At 67.7% G+C, this 15,301-nt stretch carries 15 protein-coding genes; 9 read left to right on the top strand and 6 right to left on the bottom strand.

Going from position 1 to position 15,301, the window contains the following annotated elements:
* Positions 1–132 precede the first annotated feature (132 nt).
* Positions 133–1,104, bottom strand: coding sequence for a pirin family protein (locus KXC42_RS11730; protein ID WP_033098142.1), 972 nt, complete (start codon positions 1,102–1,104; stop codon positions 133–135).
* A gap of 143 nt (positions 1,105–1,247) precedes the next feature.
* Between KXC42_RS11730 and KXC42_RS11735 the strand changes: the two genes are divergently transcribed.
* Genes KXC42_RS11735 through KXC42_RS11745 form a run of 3 tightly spaced genes read left to right on the top strand, consistent with a single transcriptional unit; the run spans position 1,248 to position 3,362 of the window.
* Complete coding sequence (locus tag KXC42_RS11735) at positions 1,248–2,087, top strand: MerR family transcriptional regulator (protein ID WP_033098143.1); 840 nt, start codon at positions 1,248–1,250, stop codon at positions 2,085–2,087.
* A complete protein-coding gene (locus KXC42_RS11740) occupies positions 2,084–2,920 on the top strand; it encodes a hypothetical protein (RefSeq protein ID WP_033098144.1) in 837 nt (278 codons plus the stop codon). Before KXC42_RS11735 ends, KXC42_RS11740 begins: the two co-directional genes overlap by 4 nt.
* Before the next feature lie 31 nt (positions 2,921–2,951).
* Positions 2,952–3,362 (top strand): oxygenase MpaB family protein, encoded by a 411-nt coding sequence (locus KXC42_RS11745; RefSeq protein WP_219130377.1) that lies wholly within the window; start codon positions 2,952–2,954, stop codon positions 3,360–3,362.
* A gap of 7 nt (positions 3,363–3,369) precedes the next feature.
* Here the strand turns inward: KXC42_RS11745 and KXC42_RS11750 are convergent, their stop codons facing one another.
* Positions 3,370–4,677 carry an alpha-hydroxy-acid oxidizing protein gene (locus KXC42_RS11750; protein ID WP_064852868.1) on the bottom strand — a complete coding sequence of 436 codons (1,308 nt, stop codon included), beginning with the start codon at positions 4,675–4,677 and terminating at the stop codon, positions 3,370–3,372.
* A 129-nt stretch (positions 4,678–4,806) separates the two neighbouring features.
* Here KXC42_RS11750 and KXC42_RS11755 point away from each other — a divergent pair, with 129 nt between their 5' ends.
* From KXC42_RS11755 to KXC42_RS11770, 4 genes are all read left to right on the top strand, one after another.
* Entirely contained in the window at positions 4,807–5,472 is a 666-nt protein-coding gene (locus KXC42_RS11755) for a class I SAM-dependent methyltransferase (RefSeq protein ID WP_033098146.1), read from the top strand.
* 99 nt (positions 5,473–5,571) lie between these two features.
* Positions 5,572–6,621 (top strand): ribosome small subunit-dependent GTPase A, encoded by a 1,050-nt coding sequence (rsgA, locus tag KXC42_RS11760; protein WP_094980488.1) that lies wholly within the window; start codon positions 5,572–5,574, stop codon positions 6,619–6,621.
* 726 nt (positions 6,622–7,347) lie between these two features.
* Positions 7,348–8,157: a glycoside hydrolase family 19 protein gene (locus KXC42_RS11765; RefSeq protein WP_232333347.1), complete on the top strand. Its 810-nt coding sequence runs from the start codon at positions 7,348–7,350 to the stop codon at positions 8,155–8,157.
* Positions 8,158–8,215: 58 nt separating this feature from the next.
* Complete coding sequence (locus KXC42_RS11770) at positions 8,216–8,767, top strand: dihydrofolate reductase family protein (RefSeq protein WP_006552034.1); 552 nt, start codon at positions 8,216–8,218, stop codon at positions 8,765–8,767.
* Between the two features lie 69 nt (positions 8,768–8,836).
* Here the strand turns inward: KXC42_RS11770 and KXC42_RS11775 are convergent, their stop codons facing one another.
* On the bottom strand, positions 8,837–9,541 hold the full coding sequence (locus tag KXC42_RS11775) for a DUF899 family protein (RefSeq protein ID WP_219130378.1): 705 nt from the start codon (positions 9,539–9,541) through the stop codon (positions 8,837–8,839).
* 137 nt (positions 9,542–9,678) lie between these two features.
* On the opposite strand from KXC42_RS11775, the gene KXC42_RS11780 reads away from it, so the two are divergent.
* Positions 9,679–11,451 (top strand): dynamin family protein, encoded by a 1,773-nt coding sequence (locus tag KXC42_RS11780; protein WP_232333348.1) that lies wholly within the window; start codon positions 9,679–9,681, stop codon positions 11,449–11,451.
* A complete protein-coding gene (locus tag KXC42_RS11785; RefSeq protein WP_039587271.1) occupies positions 11,448–12,890 on the top strand; it encodes a GTPase in 1,443 nt (480 codons plus the stop codon). The genes KXC42_RS11780 and KXC42_RS11785 overlap by 4 nt, the downstream gene beginning before the upstream one ends.
* A gap of 13 nt (positions 12,891–12,903) precedes the next feature.
* On the opposite strand, the gene KXC42_RS11790 is transcribed toward KXC42_RS11785, so the two are convergent.
* From KXC42_RS11790 to KXC42_RS11800, 3 genes are all read right to left on the bottom strand, one after another.
* Positions 12,904–13,266, bottom strand: a complete 363-nt coding sequence (locus KXC42_RS11790) for a hypothetical protein (RefSeq protein ID WP_084222385.1) — start codon at positions 13,264–13,266, stop codon at positions 12,904–12,906.
* 89 nt (positions 13,267–13,355) lie between these two features.
* Positions 13,356–13,901 carry an RNA polymerase sigma factor gene (locus KXC42_RS11795; RefSeq protein WP_016692266.1) on the bottom strand — a complete coding sequence of 182 codons (546 nt, stop codon included), beginning with the start codon at positions 13,899–13,901 and terminating at the stop codon, positions 13,356–13,358.
* Positions 13,902–14,005: 104 nt separating this feature from the next.
* The gene (locus KXC42_RS11800) at positions 14,006–15,295 is read right to left on the bottom strand and encodes a hypothetical protein (protein ID WP_039587275.1); all 1,290 of its coding nucleotides are present in this window, start codon (positions 15,293–15,295) and stop codon (positions 14,006–14,008) included.
* Positions 15,296–15,301 lie beyond the last annotated feature (6 nt).

Consider the following 15,301-nt stretch of genomic DNA (forward strand, 5'->3'; position numbering starts at 1 on the left):
GACCTCGCTCAGCGCGGTCGAGAACACCGGATTCGTGGCATGCGTGAGGATGAACCCGGTGCACGGTAGCCGAACTTGGGTGGCTTCAACCCCGATCTCCGGGGTCGAAGCCACCCTAACGCAACTACCCATCTAGGCATTTTCGTCCGACGGGCGCACGGCGGGAATGGAACCGAATCGCCCGGCCTGGAAGTCCTCCATCGCCTCGATGATCTCGGCGCGGGTGTTCATGACGAACGGACCCGCCATGACGACGCGTTCACGAATCGGCTTGCCACCGAGCACGAACACCTCGAGGGCGTCGGTGCGCGAATCCTGTGTCGCGGCAGCAGAGATGGTCAGGCTTTCACCCCTACCGAAGACGGCGGTCTGTCCGGTCCGGATCGGGCGGTGTTCCGGTCCGACCGCGCCATCACCGGCGAGCACGTATGTCAGGGCGTTGAATTCGGGGTTCCACGGCAGGGTGACGCTTGCTCCCGGCGCCACGGTCGCGTGCAGCAGGGTGATCGGTGTGTGCGTCGAACCGGGGCCACGGTGCCCGTCGAGTTCTCCGGCGATCACGCGGATGAGCGCGCCGCCGTCGGCCGAGGACAGCAGGGCGACCTCGCCGCCGCCGATGTCCTGATACCGCGGGGCGACGAACTTCTCGGCCTTGGGCAGGTTCACCCACAGCTGCACGCCGTGGAACAGTCCACCGCTGACCACGAGATGTTCCGGTGGTGCTTCGATGTGCAGAATGCCGCTGCCGGCGGTCATCCACTGGGTGTCGCCGCCACCGATCGTGCCGCCGCCTCCGTGGGAGTCGCGGTGCTGCATGATGCCGTCGATCATGTAGGTGACGGTCTCGAAACCGCGGTGCGGATGCCAGGGGGTGCCCTTCGGTTCGCCGGGCGCGTAGTTCACCTCACCCATCTGATCCATGTGGATGAAAGGATCGAGGTACTTCGTCTCGATGCCTGCGAACGCACGGCGGACCGGGAAGCCTTCGCCTTCGAAGCCGCGCGGTGCAATGGTCACGGACAGGACGGGACGCGAGAGCGCTTCGGGTGCGGGCTCTTCGACGCGAGGAAGAGCGAGAACGTTGTCGACGGTTACGGCAGGCACGGTAACCCCTCTCGGTCATGTAGTTGATCTGTCAACTATCTTACTGCACTCAACCGCAGTCCTTCTCGGGTTGTTCCACCCCGATGTGCGCCGACGCATTCATGGCTTGACCCTGACGTAGCGTCAGGGTCGATGCTGAAGCCATGAGGATCAGCGACTTGGCCCAGGCCGCGGGAACCACCGTTCGCGCCGTTCGGCACTACCACCGGCTCGGGCTCATGCCCGAACCCCCACGGGCACCCAACGGATACCGGGACTACGAACTCGCCGACCTGGTGCGTCTGCTGCGCATCCGCTGGCTCGCCCAGTCGGGTGTTCCACTGGGTGCGGTGGCGACCGTCCTCGGCGGCCACTTCACCGACGGCAGCGACCGAGATGCCGAGTCCGATCTCACCGCAGACCTCGAATCGCTGCTCGAGGCGGCAGACAATCAGATCCGGACGCTGCAGGTCAAACGTGAGGCACTCGCCGCGATTCTCGAGCGTCACCGCGTCGGCGACCGGCTCTCGCCCCTGCCGTCACCGATCGTCGACGCGTTCGACGAACTCATCGACGGCGAGGACGACCCGCACACCCGGAGGCTGTTCGTCCGCGAACGCGACAGCTGGGAGATGCTCGCACTCTCCGGGCAGGCATCACCGGAGTATCTCGACGCCATGCGAACCCTGCTCGACGACCCCGAACAACGGCACGCCATGGTCGCCGTCTACCGACGCTTCGGTGCACTTGCCGGACAAGATCCCACCGCGGCAGCCGACGAGGTCAGCGCCGTCATCGACGGCATGACCGCCTTGCTCGACGACATCCCGATCATGGCGGAGGTGCTCGGTTCGTGGGCAGCCGAGGCGGCAACTGCCCTCGAATCGAACACCGAGGTGCTCGCCGAGTTCCTTCCGGACCCGGCCCAGCAGGCCGTCGCGATCGGGTTCGTCCGGCGCGTCGCCGCACAGTCGGGACCGCAGCAGGACGGAGCGCGGGCATGACTGAGCGCACCGTCCGGCTCGTCCACCGAGCCGCTCTCGTCCTCACCGTGGTGGTGGCCTGTACGAACGCCCTCCTCGTTGCACTGGGCATCCTCACACCGGTGACAGCACTGAAGGTCTGGCTCGGATTCGAGCTACCTCTGGGAATCCTGGTGCTGATCGTCGGCGCACTGCGGGTTCGAATCCTGCGCCGATCCGGAACACCGTGGGCGGGGGTGCTCGACGAACTCGTCGGCCGCGTGCCCGGGGCCCTGATACGCGCAGAGTTGAGAAGCTACCGCGCACTGTGGTTCCTGATACGAGGACGTCGGGTCGGCGCCGGACCTGAGGTGACGACGATCGGTTACACCCGCGGCACGATGAGCGTGCCGATCGCGTGGCTCGTGGCGTCGGTCATCGAGATCGCGGTGGTCCACATACTCGTGCCGTGGGAATGGCTGCGCTGGACGTTGCTGATCGTCTCGGTGTACTCGCTTCTTCCTCTCGCGGGGTGGCTCGCGGATCGTGTCGTCAACCCGCATCTTCTGACACGGGACGGCCTCGTCCTGCGCTCCGGACATCAGGTCGTGGCACGTATCGACGCCGACAACCTGCAGCGATGTATCCCGCGCCATCGCTTCCAGCCGGCGGAGACGGGTGTGGACGGCGAGGTGCTGTTCCTGCCCGGTCCCGACGGCACCAATCTCGATCTCGTCCTCGCGGAACCCGTCGAGGCCCTCTTGCCGGGCTTCTTCGAACATCGCCGCCGTCCAGCGCTCGTGAGCCGGTTCGCGATCCATGTCGACGATCCCGCAGCGGCGCGCCGAGTGCTCGACGCCGCGCTCCTCGCCTGACGAGACGAGGGTGAAATCGCGGTGCTGGCACGTGACTTCGCGACGACCACGCGTTTGTCGCCGATACGCAGACCCGGCCCGTCTTCCCGCCACCCGCGCCGACCTCGAGGCGTACGTCGACGAGCAGCGCCACTGGTTGTCGCTGTCGCTCGCCGCCGCCGAGGTGACGCACGCGCTCCGGAAGCCGAACCTGTGGGGCAATCCGGTGAAGGTGTTCACCTTCGTCGTCGTGCAGGACGACATGTTGTCGCTGCTGCCGGAGTGGGCGCGCCTGATGTACGGCATCGAGGGCCGCCCGATGAACCTGGGCGCCGCCGCGCGCACCACCAAGCGGCTCATCGGCATCGCCCGCAAGAACGAGTCGTACGACAGGATGGTCGCCGAGATCACCACGCGCATCGACGAGACCCCGTACCGCAAGGTGCGTGCGCGCAAGGCCTGACCCTGTTTCAGAAGGAGGGATTCGGCCGGACGAACCGTTCGTCGATATCGGCGACCGAACGGGCACCGGTCAATGCCATGGTGAGGTCGAACTCGGCGATCACGTTGCGGACCACCTCCTCGACGCCCTGCCGACCCGCGATCGCCAGTCCGTACATGTAGGGCCGGCCGAGGAGTACGGCGTCCGCGCCGAGCGCGAGCGCGACGAAGACATCGGCGCCGCTTCGGATCCCGCTGTCCAGCAACACGGTCGGCTCCCGGCCGATCGCGGCACGGATGTCGAGCAGAGCATCGAGTGAGGCGATCGATCCGTCGACCTGGCGTCCACCGTGGTTCGACACGACGAGGGCGTCGACGTCGAGGTCGACGGCGCGACGCGCGTCGTCCGGATGCAGAATTCCCTTGAGTACGATGGGAAGTCGCGTCCGATCCCGCAACGTCGCCAGATGCTCCCAGCTCAGTCCCGGATTGGAGTAGATGTCGAGGAAGGTCTCCGCGGCGGCGCGCGGTGCGGGGGAGCGGAGATTGTCGAGGAATCGACCCGGATGGTTGCGGGTCATCGACAGCAGTGTGCGGATCGCGCCGAACGTGACATCGGGTCGCTCCGTCAGCGTGTCGCGGGCGGCGTCGATCCGCTGCCGGACGATGTCGAGGAAGCGGGGATCCGAGGTGTACTGGGCGATGCCCTCGCCGCGTGCGAACGGCAACGACCCGAGATTCAGGTCCTGCGGACGCCATCCCAGCATCGTCGTGTCGAGGGTGACAACGACGGCCTCGGCGCCCGCCGCTTCGGCCCGCCGCAGCAGGCTGTCGACGAGATCCTCGTCGGAACTCCAGTACAGCTGGAACCAGCGGGACGCGGAGCCCATTGCGGCAGCGCAGTCCTCCATGGAATTGCAGCCCTGATTGGAGAAGATGTACGGCACGCCGGTCGCGGCGGCCGCCCGCGCGATCGCCAGGTCGCTGTCCGCGGCCATCAATGCTCCCGCGCCGATCGGTGCCAGCAACAGCGGTGAGGACAGCGACGTGCCTGCCACGGTCGTACTCAGGTCGCGTTCGGTGACTCCGTGGGCCATGCGCGGGACGATCGCCCATCGGTCGAACGCACGCCGATTGTTGCGCATCGTGCGTCCCTCGCCGGCGCCGCCCGCGACATACGCCCAGGCCCGCTTCGAACTCGCGCGTCGCGCGGCGTGTTCGAGGTCGCCGAAGGACGTCGGGACGGCCGGACGCCGGCCCAGCGCGCCGTTGCGGTACACGACCCCCTGACGTTCCCGGCCGGGGCCGGCGGGTGCGGATGCGGCAGTTTCGGTCACGAGTGAGTTCCCCTCTCGAGCGGTGGCGCTTGTCGATCCTTCCTCACGAACCCGGTCGAGTGAACCGGTTATCGGTGTCGAATTCGGAATCGGTGCGGTGGATCCGGCGGCGGGCGTACCGTCGGATCCATGACCGAGGACGGCCAGGTTGCACCGTGGGACGACATCTACCGGGGCGTCGCCGAAGGGTTTTCGGGCCCCGTACCCTGGAACATCGGCGAACCCCAGCCCGAGATCGCCCGATTGATCGACGAGGGCAGATTCCGTAGCGACGTGCTGGACGCAGGCTGTGGGCATGCCGAGACCTCCCTCCGTCTGGCGGCACAGGGATACACCGTGATCGGTCTCGATCTGTCGCCCACAGCCATCGAGGCCGCTCGGGCCGCGGCGGCGGAGCGGGGACTGACGACCGCGACCTTCCAGGTGGCCGACATCAGCTCGTTCACGGGTTTCGACGGCCGGTTCGCGACGATCGTCGACAGCACCCTGTTCCATTCGCTGCCCGTGGACCGGCGCCGTGCCTACCTGAGCGCCGTCACCCGTGCCGCTGCTCCGAACGCGTCCTTCTTCGTCCTTGCCTTTTCGAAGGACGCCTTCCCCGAAGAGGGCCAGGGACCCAATCCCGTGACGGACGACGAGCTACGCGACGTGGTTGCCGAGTTCTGGACCGTTGACGACGTGCGGCCGGCCTTCATCCACGCATTTCTCGGCGACGAAGAGGCTGCCGCGTGGCAACGCGACGACAAGGGCCGTTCGATGCTCCCGGCCTGGCTGCTGTCGGCCCACCGCGATTGAGGGTGCACGCGGAAATTCGATTGCATTGCAGGGTGCGAAGTTCACCATCGGATCTGTCGGAGCGGACCACCCGCGCCTCGTCATGATCCAGGAGTCACCGTGCACCCCGATGTCCCACCCGGAACCGATCCGCTGGTCGAGTACGGCTGGTCCGAGCAGATCGCGGAACGGTTCGCGGACAACGACGTCCAGGGATCCCCCGGCCGCATCGTGAGGGTCGGCGGAGGTCATGGTGACACCATGACCTCCGCCGGTCCGCTGCGGGTACGGACAGCGGGCCCCCACGTCTGCACCGGCGACTGGGTGATCGTGCGCGAACCGGCCACCGAAGGCGATATGACCTGCACGGTCTGTGCGGTGCTGCCGCGTACCGGCGCGATTCGTCGTGCCGACGCGTCGGGGCGTTCGGAAGAGCAGGTTCTCGCTGCCAACGTCGACACCGTCGTGGTGACGGTCGCATCCGACACCCTCGATCTCGGTCGCATGGAACGTCTGCTGGCGCTGGCCTGGGACAGCGGCGCGCAACCGGTAGTCGCCCTGACGAAGGTCGACATCGCCACCGAAGCGGTATTCGAGCAGGTCGCCATGGTCGCACCCGGAGCGAGCGTGGTCGAGGTCTGTGCGCCGAATCGATCCGGCCTGAATGAACTGCGCGAGGTGCTCCACGGCACCGTCGTGTTCGTCGGAGCGTCCGGCGCCGGGAAATCGACGCTGGTCAACGCGCTGTGCGGTCGCGACATCCAGGCGACGGCACCGGTGCGCCAGGGCGACGGCAAGGGCCGGCACACCACGACCGATCGGGAGATGTTCCCTTTGGGCGGCGGCGTGACCCTCATCGACACTCCGGGGTTGCGGGGTATCGGGATGTGGGACGCCGGTGCCGGCATCGCCTCCGCCTTCCCCGAGATCGATGAGCTCGCTCAGTACTGCCGCTTCGCGGACTGTGCGCACGAGACCGAACCGGGATGCGCGGTTCGTGCCGCTGTCGACCGCGGCGACCTCGATGCCCGGCGAGTGGAGAGTCATCGCAAACTGCGACGTGAGAACGAATGGATCGCGGCCCGGTCCGATGCCCGATTGCGGCACGAGCGGACCCGTGAGATCAAGGTGATGAGCCGCGCGATCCGGGCGTACTACCGCGACCGCTGAGTGTTCTCGGCGCGGCATACAGGGCGGTCGGTACCGCTCCGCGCAGTTCGCGCTATGAACCGGGGCTTGCTACTGCAGCACGCCGCGCCGACCCGCTTCAGCGCGCTGATCATGGAAGACCCGACCGAACGGTCGGGGTCTTCGACCTGTGTGAACATACCAATCGGTACTTCCTGCTCGGGTCGTCGTATTGTGAACGCGGACGGTCTCGGTCGGCGTGCGGCTACGCGTTATCGAGGTGTGTCGTCGGACACGAAATGATTACGACCCGGCTCGGGGGTGTACACCTCTTCGGTCGAATCGAACCGGTCTGTTCCCGAGGGGGGCGACCCATCGCGGCCTCGATTCGACCATCTGCGGGACGAACCTTCGGCGCGTGCGGTTTCGTGATCGAAGGTACTGCTGCACAACTAATTCGGTGAGAGTGCAGCGATCCTCGGTGGACAAGGGGCAGGATCGGCCAGGTACCGCTCCGGCAGGTTCTCGCTGGGCCGGCCGGATGCGATCGCCGCAATGATCGACTTCCGAGTATGGCACGCACCACTTTCATTGGTTCAGATGGCGTCGGCCACGATCGCTTGAAAACCTCTCGACCTGCGACGTTACCTGGTTGTGACCTGATGGTCGTGTGTTGGCCCTCCGTGCGGTGGTAACGATCCCGCCGGTGATGCCCGCGGCCCCGTTCGAAGGCCGAACCCAGCTTCGGCGAATCTTGGAGCACGACCCTTGTCCGTTTCATCATTGCGCCGTTTCCGTGCCGCGGTCGCCGCCGCGGCCGTCCTCACCGCCGCGCTCGGCGTCGGTACCTCCGTCGCCCACGCCGACACCGCACCCACCACCCCTGCACCTACCCGTTTCCAGGAGCCCCGCGACCTGCTCCGGGCGCTCGACTTCGACGCCCTGGCCGCCGACGGCTGGACCGTGACCGACGACGAGGAAGAGGCCGAATCCGCAGAGGCGAGCGAGGTGGTCGAACTCGTCGCCGAGACGACTCCTGCGCCGCTCCCCGCCGTCACACCCGAGGAACTGACCCGCATCGTGCCGGGCATCCCGGCGGAGAAGGTCGAGCAGTTCATCGCGCCGCTGAACGACGCGATGGCGCGCAGCGGCATCGACAACCCGGTCCGTCAGGCGGCGTTCATCGCCCAGCTGGCCGTCGAATCGGACTCCTTCCGCACCTTCGAGGAGTACGCGTCCGGTCGCGCATACGAGGGTCGCGCCGATCTCGGAAACACCCATCCCGGCGACGGTGAGCGCTACAAGGGTCGCGGCGCGATCCAGATCACGGGCCGCCACAACTATGAGAAGGTCAGCGAGCACATCGGCGTCGACTTCGTCGCGCACCCCGAGCTGCTCGCCGCGCCGGAGAACGCCTTCACCACCGCCGCCTGGTACTGGACGTCGCGCAACCTCAACGAGATCGCGGACACCGCAGGGATCGTCCGGGTGTCCGAGCTGGTCAACGGCGGTCACCATGCCCTCGGTCGCCGTATCGACGAGTTCGAGCGTGGTCTGGACGTGCTGCTCCAGCCTTAAGCCCGACACGGGCGCACCGGGCCGATGAGTTCGGGGTGCGCCGACGGTCTATCGGAGCATGAGAACACTGATCTACGACTTCGGCGTGTCCCTCGACGGTTACATCAACGACCGCGACGGCAATATCGACTGGACCGACCCCGACGACGAACTGCACCAGTTCCACAACGACCGGTTCCGCCGGCTCGAGCTCTCGTTGCACGGCCGGCGGATGTACGAGCTGATGGCCGAGTACTGGCCGCACCTGCCCGAGGACGCCTCGCCCATCGAACGCGACTTCGCCGAGTTGTGGACGACCACGCCCAAGGTCGTCTTCTCCCGCACCCTCACCGAGGTCCACTGGAACAGTCGCCTCGTCAGCGACGACGCGGTGGAGGAGGTGCGCAGGCTCAAGGCCGAGGGAGACGGCGTCATGGAGGTCGGTGGGGCGAACCTCGCCGCGTCGCTGATCCCACACGGTCTCATCGACGAGTACCAGGTGTTCGTCTCACCCGTCCTGCTCGGTGGTGGCACACCGATGTTCCCGCCCCTGGAGAAGCGCGTGGATCTGCGCCTGGTCGAGACCCGACAGTTCACCACCGCCGTGATGCTGCGCTACCTCGCCGACTGAATTCCTGTGACACACCGGTTCTCACGTACCAGGCGCGTGACGGGGTCGCGTCCACCATGTCATCCGCTTTCACCGCGCGCCGGTGCCCGGACCGTAGAGTCGCGCCACATCGGGGGAATCGAGCCACCCCGAATAGGTCGGCGACTGCGGCCAGCCCTCGGGCGAATCCTGCCATTCCTCCTGACGACCCCACGGAAGGATGTCGATCAGCGCGAAGGTGTAGCTGAGCTGCTCGGTGCCGCGGCCGGTGGTGTGCCAGGTGCGGTAGACCGTGTCGCCGTTGCGCAGGAACACGTTGACCGCGAACCCTCCACCGGGAGGTGCGTCGACGTCGGCGCCGAACGAACTCTCCGACGACGAGTACCACTCCATCGTGTTGCCCACCTTCACCTTGTAGGTGAGGGCTTCGTCGATCGGCCCGTTGGTGACGACGACCATGCGGGCGTCGTAGTTGTCGAGGATGCCGAGCCGGGTCCACTGCGTCGTGAGACTCGTGCATCCACCGCACTGCCATTCGGCACCGTCGGACCACATGTGGTGATAGGTGATGAGCTGCGAGCGGCCCTGGAACACATCGACGAGCCGGGTCGGGCCGTCGGCGCCGATCAGCGTGTAGTCGGGCAGTTCGATCATCGGCAGCCGGCGGCGCTGCGCTGCGATGGCGTCGAGTTCGCGAGTGGCGGCCTTCTCCCGTCGCCGTAGGTCGTCGAGCGCCGACCGCCATGTCTGCTCGTCGACGATCGGAGGAAGGGCGCGGGTGGTCTGCTGGGTCATGACGTCTCCCGGAGTCGGACGGATCCGTTCACGAATGTTGACCGGGGCAGGAGCCGGAAATCATCGTGGACGCGGCCACGAGTCCGAACGCCGGAGTGGAGCACGGCCCCGTACCGACCGGTATGTAGTGTCGTCGCGTGTCTCCTGATCCGTCTGTGGCCGACCTGATCGACGGCGCGTGCAAGGTGCTGCGCGCCTACAAGCACGACGAGGTCGCCGACCGCGCCGAACGCAAACTCGCCGACACCGGCCGGCCGACGTCGATCGTGGTGGTGGGGGAGATCAAGCGCGGCAAGAGTCTGCTGGTCAGCGCTCTCATCGGCCGCGACGGCGCCGCTCTCGACGACGTCGAGCACTCGACCGCCGTCGCAACCCGTTTCGTCACCGCCACCGACGATTTCCCGGAGGGCACCGCCGAATTGGTGTTCCCCGACGGGCGCCGGCGCATCGACCGCGCCGAGCTGGGGGAGTGGATCACCACCGGCGGCCGCTACGTCCAGGACCCGACCGTCGAGGCGCTGCCGGTCGCGGCGGTCGTGCCGATCGCGTCCGAGAAGCTCACGAACGCGTCGGTCGTCGACACTCCCGGCATCGGCGGCCTCGACCCCCGGCACGCGGCGATGGCCGCTCACTCCGCCGATCGGGCCGCCGTGCTCGTGCTGGTATGCGATGCGTCGACCCCGCTGACCGAACCGGAGATGCGGTTCCTGCGCGAGAGCGCTGCCGGAGTGGAGAACGTGCTGGTCGTGGTCACCAAGACCGACAAGAACCTCACCCGCTGGGAACAGATCGTCGCGGAGAACCGCCGCGCCGTCGCGGAACACGTCGGCCGCGACATCCCCGTCGTCGCCGTCTCGAGCGTGCGAGCCCTGGCCGCGACCGCGCTACCGCCCTCCCCGGTGCGCGAGCGCAGCCTCGCCTGCTCCGGTCTCCCCGGACTGTGGGGGATGCTCGACGAGCGGGTCGCCGCCGCACGGCACCGCCCCGAAGCCGATGCGCTGCGCGTCGCCCTCGACGGGTTGCGCCGCATCGAAACCGGAATCAGCGACGAACTCTCCGTGGTGCGCGACGGCGAATCCGCGATCCCGGACCTGACCGCCGAGATGGAACGGCTGAAGGGGCTCAAGGACGAGGCGCAGCAGTGGGAACAGCACCTGCAGCGCGACCTCACCCTCGCGCGGCAACGGGCGATCACCCGCCTCGACGAGGAGCTCGCCCGCGTGCGCGAGGACTGGACGACACGCATCAACAAGTCGTCGATGCAGGTGCTGCGGCGCTCCCCGCAGGTGTTCACCGCCCAGATCCAGGCCGACCTGCTCGACGCGATGGCCACCACCGCGCAGGTCTTCCTCGACGACCTCGAGAAGATCGTCACCGACCTCTTCGACGACCCGCAGCAGTGGGAGCACATCCGCGAGATCACCCTCGAGGCGCTGCAGACCGATCCATTGGTGACCGGGGAAGTGGGCTCGAAACGCCAAGGGCTGCTGGATCCGAGCGTGCTGACGATGGGCATGATCGGCACCACCATGCTCGGCGCGGTGATCGGGGCCGGTGCCATCGCCGGCGTCGCCTGGGTGGCGATCAATCTCGGGTTCAAGGCGATGCGCACCGGCAAGACGAACCTGCTGACCTGGCTGCGCGAGACCCTCGCGACCGTGCGGACCGTCACGACCCGCATGCTCGAGGCCGCGATGGCCACCACCCGCCCGGAGATCGTGCTGCGTCGCCGCAAACACCTGCAGGACCGGATCACCGAGTTGCAGAAGCGTATCGACGAGGCCAAGCGCGCCGCGCAGGCGGACGCCGCGACCCGCACCGCGAACATCGAACGACTGGAGAAGAACCTGCGCATCACTCGCGCCCGCATCACCCCGATCGATACGGCTCTGAGGGGAGGTGCCGCATGAGCGCCCCGCACATCCCACCGCAGACCGGGGCACCCGATCCGGTGCACCAGCGCATCGACGCCGCCCTGCACCAACTCGCCGCGCTCGGCGGTGATCTCGTCGCCCACGCCAACCGTATCGGCGCGATCCTGTGGTCACCGCCGCGCATCGTCGTCGTCGGGCGGCTCAAGGCCGGCAAATCCACCCTGGTGAACGCGTTGATCGGGGCGCCGGTCGCCGAGACCGCGGCGCTCGAGGCCACCAATGTCGTCACCGTCTACGAGAACGGTGCGCCCTCCCGCGCCGACGTGGTGTCCACCGATGGCACCCGTCGACCCGTGCCGCTGGCACTCGGCACCACCGTCGACCTCGGCGTCCCGCCGGAGCAGGTCGCGTACGTGCACCGCTACCTGCCCTCCCATGCGCTGAGCACCATCACCCTCGTCGACACCCCCGGTCTGGCGACACTGACCGTCACCAACGCCGCCGCCACCGAGCGCGCCCTGATCGACGGATTCGAGCAGACCCGCTCGGCGTCCGTCGACGCCGACGCGGCGGTGTTCCTGTTCGACTCGATGCCGCGCACCGACGAGGTCGAATTCCTGCAGCGCCTCGGCTTCACTCCGCTGAACACACTTGGAGTGCTGTCGCGCGCAGACGGTTTCGGCCGCGGGGTGCTCGGCAACCGCGATCCGCTCGGACACGCCGCCGAACACGCGAACGTGCTCGCGCGGCGGTTGGCGGGACAGGTCGGCACGGTGGTGCCGGTCGCCGGGTTGCTGGCGCAGACCTCCCACACCGGTGCGTTCACCGACGCCGACGCCCACGCGCTCGTGGCGCTCGCCCCACTGGCCCCGCTGGAGTTGTTCGATCTGCTCGACGCGGATCCCGCCGCGCTGCCGGTGCCGCGCGATCAGGTGTGGCGACTGCTGGAGCTGATCGGGGAGTACGGGCTCGTGCACGCCCGCGCGCAGGCAACGGGTGGGGCGCACCAGGTCAACCAGTGGTTGTCCGGGGTGTCCGGCGTCCATCCGCTGCGAGCGGTGCTCGAACAGTCGTTGCGTCGCTTCGCGGTGCTGCACCGCGCCGGCCGGATCCTCGCCGAACTCGACGCCCTCGTCTATTCGCATCCGGCGCGCGACGCCATCCGGCAGATCGTCTCGGCGCTGCGCACGGACCCGGCGCTGGTGCCGGTGGAGTTGTTGCGGGCGTTGCGATCTCTGCTGCAGGCCGACCCGAGCGCGCCGGCGGTCGACGAACTGGTCCAGGTGCTGCGCGGCGGCACGATCGCCGAGGCGTTGGGGCTGGAGCCGACGGCGTCACCCGAGCAGATCCGAGCGATGGCGCAACAGAAGCTTGTCGCGGTGCAGGCCCAGAGCGTGTCGACGCGGTCGGCGGCGGAGGACACGGCGCTGACAGCGCTGACGCACGCCTATACGGTGATCGTCCGCGGACACTGACCCGGTCGGTGGGTTACGCGCCGAGATCGGGTTCGTCGACGTTGTCGGTGAAGCCGAACGAGGCTGCCTCGTCGTCGGATGAAGCCTCGCCGTTGTCGTCGTCGACAAGGCCGGGGTCGATTCCACCTGCGCTGTCGAGGTCGGCATCGGGGTCGAGGGCAGGATCGAGGTCGACAGAGTCGACGGTGACCGTCTCCGGAACGATCTCGTCGTCGTCCGGGATCAACGAGGTATCGACCGCGGCAGTGCCGGGGTCGGTGGCGATGTCGAGCGCGCGCTCCCAGACCTGATCGGGCAGTTCCGGTAGGTCGGCGAGCACATCGATACCGAGCAGCTCCCCCAGTGAGGGCAGCGGATCGGTCTCATCGCTTGTCATGGGCTCTTCCTTCTTCCCCCGTTGTCCGTCGTCGTCAGGTTGGAGTCGTGTGGGCCCCGGAATGTTCCTGCCACGTCCCAATCTACCGGTCAGGGATCGAGACCGGCGGGATCGAGGCGGGCGGGATCGAGCAGTTCGACGAGTTGTGCTCGCCCCCGGTTGATGCGGGTCTTGACCGTCGCGACCGGCACGTTCTGATGCTCGGCGATCTCGGCGTAACTCATCTGGGCGTATTCGCGGAGCACGACCGCGACGCGGAACTGTTCCGGGAGTCGAGCGAGGGCGTGACGCACCGCGTCGGTGTCGACGACGCGATCGGCCGGTCCCGGCACCGTGGAGGCCCGACCGAGGTCGATCTCGTCGTCGGGGATCTCGCGGCGCTTGCGCACGATCGCCAGCGCGGCGTTGCTCGCGATGCGGTAGAGCCAGGAACCGAAGCGGGAGGTGCCCCGGAATTTGTCGAGGTTCTGCCAGGCGGCGATCAGGGCGTCCTGCAGGGCGTCCTCGGCGTCGTGGCGGTTACCGGTGATCTGTACACATACCGCCCACACCTGGGTGCGCGACGGTTCCACCAGTGCGGCGAACGCGGCCCGGTCGCCGGACCGGCACCGTTCGATCAACTCCGTCTCGTGCATGGCACCCCCATCTGTACGCGGAGTAACCTACCCGGCCGCGTCGCGCAGCGGTCCGGTGACCGCCCTCGGTGTCGTGCACCGACGGTCACCGGACCGCGAGGAGGTCAGTTCTCGCCGAGGCCCATCTCCTCGGCGCGGACGAACTTCACGTACTGAGTGGCCACGCGCTGCGGCACGGTGCGCAGCGTGTCGGAGTCGGGATTCTCGTTGCCGATCGAGCGGAAGCCGGACAGTTCGGCCACGTAGCGGCCGTAGGTCATCAGGCACGCGGCGGCTCGACCGTCGGCGACGTCGCCCGACCAGCAGGTGGTGTTCGGAAGACCTTGCGTCAGCGAGGGGTCCTCGACCAGGTCCGGATACGTCTCGGCCGTGTGTGCAGCGAACGCGTCCTTCAGGACTTCGGCCTCGTCCGGGCCCGCGGTGCGATAGACGACGCTGTTGACCTTCGCGACACGATCGGTGCCGGTCTGCTCGAACACCACCTCGGTGTCGGCTGGAGCGGAGTCGTAGTGCAACCAGCCGTCCGGTCCGTAGACCGCCATGTCGGAGTTACGTGAGTACTCGCTGTCGACGAATCCCACGGCCCGGGCCATCACCTTGTCCAGATCGATGGGCAGCGAGGCGATCTCGTCGGTAGGGGTGGCCGGGAACCGGTCGAGCAGCTCGATCTGCTGTTGCACACCGCGCGTCGCGGTATCGGTGATCCACTCGGTCCCACCGCTGTCGTCGCCGCTGTAGGTGTAGACGACGAACATGCCGCGTGTGGTGAGCGTGCTCAGGGACGTGGTGGCCAGTTCCGGCCAGGAGTAGGTGGTGGCCAGTGTGTCGGGCAGTTCCGGCAGCGTCGTCGGAGTCTCCGGACCGGTGGAGAACGGACCGTCCGCGGGCCCGAGCTTGTACTCGTACAGGGCCTGCGCGGCGCCGGCGGCGTCCTCGGGGGTGGGGAATCGCCAGACGCTGACACCGAACTCGCGGCTGTCGTCGTCGGTGCTCCGGAAGCTGGTGAAGGCGTTGATGATCGAGAATTCTTTCAGGATCTCGTTCTCGCTGCCGGAGAAGATGTTGCCCGTGCCGCCGAGGAACACGCCGTTGGTCGATCCGCCGACGGTGAGGGCCGGGTCGACGGTGTGCGGGTGGACGACGAACTCGGCGAGTCGCTGGCCTTCCACCGCCGGACCGAAATCCTCGGCCGCCATGCCCAGCGCAACGAAATCGCGCGGCTGGGTGTTGTAGTCACCGGTATCGAGCGAGTCGAGATCCACACCGGCAGAGGTCTGTTCGGTCGTGGTCTCGTCGACGACGGTGGCGTCGCTGTCGGACGAGCAGCCGGCCACGGTGACGACGGTGACGGCCGCCAGGGCCAGGGCGAGACGGCCGGTTCGAGGGATGTGCATGAGAAG

The sequence above is a fragment of the Rhodococcus sp. LW-XY12 genome (genome assembly GCF_019317345.1).
Classification (GTDB): Bacteria; Actinomycetota; Actinomycetes; order Mycobacteriales; family Mycobacteriaceae; genus Rhodococcus; species Rhodococcus pyridinivorans.